Raw genomic sequence first — 3,738 nt, 5'->3', positions numbered from 1 at the left:
AATGACCGCCCACATAGGACACCCGACGCTCCGGCTTGTGCGCTGGCGCATTGGCACCTGGGCGCTGGACGGGCTGGCGCCCGGCACCTGGCGCGACGCCTGAGCGCGCGCTATTGGGCCGTCAGGATCGCCGAGACCGGCGCAAGCGCGACACTCGCCGCGCGGTCCTGCAAACCCCAGAGCAACAGCGCGCTCACCGTGTCGGCGCGCAGGCGGCCGAGCATGATCACGCCCTCGTCCTGTTGCCCCGCCTTGAAGGCCGCCTGATCGAGAAAGCGGCGAATGGCATTGGCATCCTGCCCCTTGGCATCGAAATCGCGGAACACGCTGGCCGACGGTACGCCCTCGCGCGCCATCAGCTTTTGCGCGGTATTCAGCCCCTTGGCGTGCATCACAAGCCCATGGCCGCTTTCAAGCAGGATCGGTGCCAGCTGTTCGGTTGCGGCCCGGTCTGACTGAACGCCCGTGCCGGTGCCCTCCATGATGGCGACGGCCTGCGGCACGGCATCCAGATAGGTCTGCATCGCCACTTCGGTATCGCGCGCATTCGCGCCCGCAGGCAGATCGGCAAGCGCAAGAACTTCGAATCCGGCCGCGCGATACCGCTCGGAGGCGTCTTTGGCGCCGGGCCAGCTTGCATCGACCGCAAAACTCAGCGGATAGGGAAAGCTTTGCAGCGCCTCAAGGCCAATCGGGCTGCTGCCGTCATCCAAAAGCACAATCGCCATCAGCGGTTTGCCCTCGGGGTTCTCAAATGCCTCGGCATTGCGCACAAGCGCGCCGGGGGCGTCGGTTTGCGTCTCGGCCTCGGGGGCAACGGGGCTTTCGGGCTCGACCTCGGGTGCGGCTGCTTCGGTCTCCGGGGCGTCGGTAATGGCAGGCAAGCGGTTCGTCGTTACCCCTTCGGCACGGTTCTCGATCGTCCCCAAAGGTTGCAGGGTCTTGGCGGGCTCTTCGCTGACCTCTTCGGCGGTTTCCACAGTGTTTTCCGGCGCGATTTCAGCGGTTGGCTCTGGTGCAGGCGCTGGCTCCTGCGCCGCGCCGCCGGGCATCGGTGCCTCGGTGGGGGCCTCGGCCTCTGGTTCTGTGGCGGGGGCAATCACACCGGCGCTTGCGTCGCCCGGATCAGGCAATACAGGCTGTGCCGGGTCGGTCGAAATCGACAGGTTTTCCTCGCCAGACGGCGCTTCCGGCGCCATTGCCTGCGGCGCGGACAAGACCGGGCTGTCTGTCTCGACACTTACGCCGGCACCGTTGTCGCCTGCACTTGGCACCTGCGCCAACCCTTCCGCACCGCCGGTTTCCGGCTGGCTTGCGGGGGTCATGTCCACCCCGCTGAGCGAGTCCAGCGTATCGGGCACGGGCGCGGGCACTTGCGGGGCGACAGCCGCATCGGGGCTCGCATCAAGCCCCGGCAGATCGGCCTTTTCGTCGTCCCGGCTCTGATCGAACTCTGATCCGGGGGGCACATCCACGCTTGTGGCCTCAGGCGCACTTGCCCCCGGCACTTCGGTCAAGACCGATGCCGTGCCCAGTACCAGGGTCGAAACCACAGTTCCTGCGATCATACCTGCCAAAATTCCGCGTGCCACTCAGATTGCCCCCGTATTTGCCTCTTTCACGGCCTACCGCCCCTTGACGGTGCCGCGCAAGCCTGAACAAGTATACCGCGACCGAGGCCCCGGCCTCCAGCCCCCTTTGCACGAGGAACGGCACAATGCTGCTATTGATCGATAACTATGACAGTTTCACCTATAATCTTGTTCATTACGTGGGCGAATTGGGGGTGCAAACCGTTGTGAAACGCAACGATGCCCTCGATGTGCAAGAGGCGATGGCGATGCACCCGGCGGGTATCCTGCTTTCGCCAGGCCCCTGCGATCCCGATCAGGCGGGGATTTGCCTTGCCCTGACGCTAGCCGCCGCCGAGGCGGGCATCCCGCTTTTGGGCGTTTGCCTTGGTCATCAGACCATCGGCCAGGCCTTTGGCGGCAAGGTGGTGCGCCACAGCGAGATCGTGCATGGCAAGATGGGCCTTATCCACCACACCGGCAAAGGCGTCTTTGCCGGGCTGCCCTCGCCGTTCGAGGCGACGCGCTATCACTCGCTGGTGGTGGACCGGGACACATTTCCGGATTGTCTGGATATTACGGCCGAGCTGGACGATGGCACCATCATGGGGTTGCAACACAAAGAATTGCCGATCCACGGCGTTCAATTTCACCCCGAATCTATTGCGTCTGAACACGGCCATGCGCTGCTGCAGAACTTCCTGAACGAAATGAAGGTGCCCGCATGAGTGATCGACTAAAGCCACTGATCGGTGCATCCGCTGAACGCGCGCTGACACGCGACGAGGCTGAGCTGGCCTTTACCCTGCTGTTTGAGGGCGAAGCCACACCTAGCCAAATTGGCGGTTTACTGATGGCATTGCGTACCCGCGGTGAAACAGTGGACGAATATGCCGCGGCGGCGGCTGTCATGCGGGCCAAGTGCAACCCTGTGAAGGCAGCCGAAGGCGCGATGGATATCGTGGGCACCGGCGGCGATGGCAAACACACACTGAACATTTCAACTGCCACCGCATTTGTCACCGCAGGTGCGGGTGTAGTTGTGGCCAAGCATGGCAACCGCAATCTGTCGTCAAAATCAGGAACTGCTGACGTTCAAACCCAGATGGGAATCAACGTTATGGTGACTCCGGATGTGGTTGAAAGAGCGCTAGCCGAATGTGGCATCGCCTTCATGATGGCCCCGATGCACCACCCAGCTGTGGCCCATGTGATGCCAACCCGCCAAGAGCTGGGCACCCGCACAATATTCAATATTCTTGGGCCCTTGACCAACCCAGCTGGTGTTAAACGCCAGCTGACAGGTGCCTTTTCGCGTGATCTGATCCATCCCATGGCGGAAACACTGGGCCAGTTGGGGTCCGAAAAGGCATGGCTTGTGCACGGGTCTGATGGCACGGATGAGCTGACCATTACCGGTGTCAGCTGGGTTTCCGCACTAGAGGAAGACGGCAGCATCAGGGATTTTGAGTTGCACCCGGAAGAGGCAAACCTGCCGGTACACCCGTTCGAAGCCATCATCGGTGGCACACCGGAAGACAACGCCAATGCGTTCCGGGCATTGTTGAATGGTGAACAATCTGCCTACCGAGACGCGGTTCTTCTTAATTCCGCTTCGGCATTGGTAGTTGCAGGCAAGACAAGCAGCCTGCCGGAAGGTGTTGAAATGGCACGTGAAAGCATCGATTCCGGCGCTGCAAAATCCAAACTGGAAGCCCTGGCCAAGATCACCACGGCCGCCGCTTGATGGTGACATCTGACGATTTGAGCACGCTTGGGGCCTGGGCCACTCTGGACTTCTTTGTTCAGCACTGGCCCGGCATCCGGGCGCAAATCGCCGCAGAGCAACGCCAGATCCTGCCACCCCAGTGGCAGCGCTTTGCGGCCCTGGAACTGACCCCGCCAGAGCAGACACGGGTGGTGATTCTTGGCCAGGATCCCTATCCGACCCCCGGTCACGCCCATGGGCTGGCCTTCTCGGTCGAGCCCGACGTGACCCCGCTGCCGCGTTCTCTCTCCAATATTTTCAAAGAGATGGACAGCGATCTTGGCGCGCATCCTGCAACCGGGGATCTGCGTTTCTGGGCCCGCCAGGGGGTGCTTTTGCTCAACGCCGCGCTCTCGGTTCCCACCGGAGAGGCCAATGGTCACAAGGATCTCGGCTGGG

At 62.3% G+C, this 3,738-nt stretch carries 4 protein-coding genes and 1 pseudogene; 4 read left to right on the top strand and 1 reads right to left on the bottom strand.

The features are described 5' to 3' along the window. Positions 1-103: pseudogene (locus tag QZ522_RS18325) on the top strand (pseudouridine synthase); the annotation flags it as partial. 7 nt (positions 104-110) lie between these two features. Here QZ522_RS18325 and QZ522_RS18320 read toward each other — a convergent pair. Continuing rightward, positions 111-1,568, bottom strand: a complete 1,458-nt coding sequence (locus QZ522_RS18320) for a divergent polysaccharide deacteylase family protein (RefSeq protein WP_294614994.1) — start codon at positions 1,566-1,568, stop codon at positions 111-113. Between the two features lie 149 nt (positions 1,569-1,717). Between QZ522_RS18320 and QZ522_RS18315 the strand changes: the two genes are divergently transcribed. The 3 genes from QZ522_RS18315 to QZ522_RS18305 form a co-directional block, all read left to right on the top strand. Continuing rightward, complete coding sequence (locus QZ522_RS18315) at positions 1,718-2,299, top strand: aminodeoxychorismate/anthranilate synthase component II (protein ID WP_294614992.1); 582 nt, start codon at positions 1,718-1,720, stop codon at positions 2,297-2,299. Then, on the top strand, positions 2,296-3,318 hold the full coding sequence (gene trpD, locus QZ522_RS18310) for an anthranilate phosphoribosyltransferase (RefSeq protein ID WP_294614990.1): 1,023 nt from the start codon (positions 2,296-2,298) through the stop codon (positions 3,316-3,318). The genes QZ522_RS18315 and trpD overlap by 4 nt, the downstream gene beginning before the upstream one ends. Then, the coding region (locus tag QZ522_RS18305; RefSeq protein ID WP_294614988.1) for a uracil-DNA glycosylase at positions 3,318-3,738 on the top strand (421 nt) is incomplete at its 3' end. The genes trpD and QZ522_RS18305, both read left to right, overlap by 1 nt.

Origin of the sequence: uncultured Roseovarius sp., from assembly GCF_913054395.1 — a bacterium.
In the GTDB taxonomy this organism is placed as follows: Bacteria; Pseudomonadota; Alphaproteobacteria; order Rhodobacterales; family Rhodobacteraceae; genus Roseovarius.
This window is presented reverse-complemented; position numbering and strand designations above follow the sequence as displayed.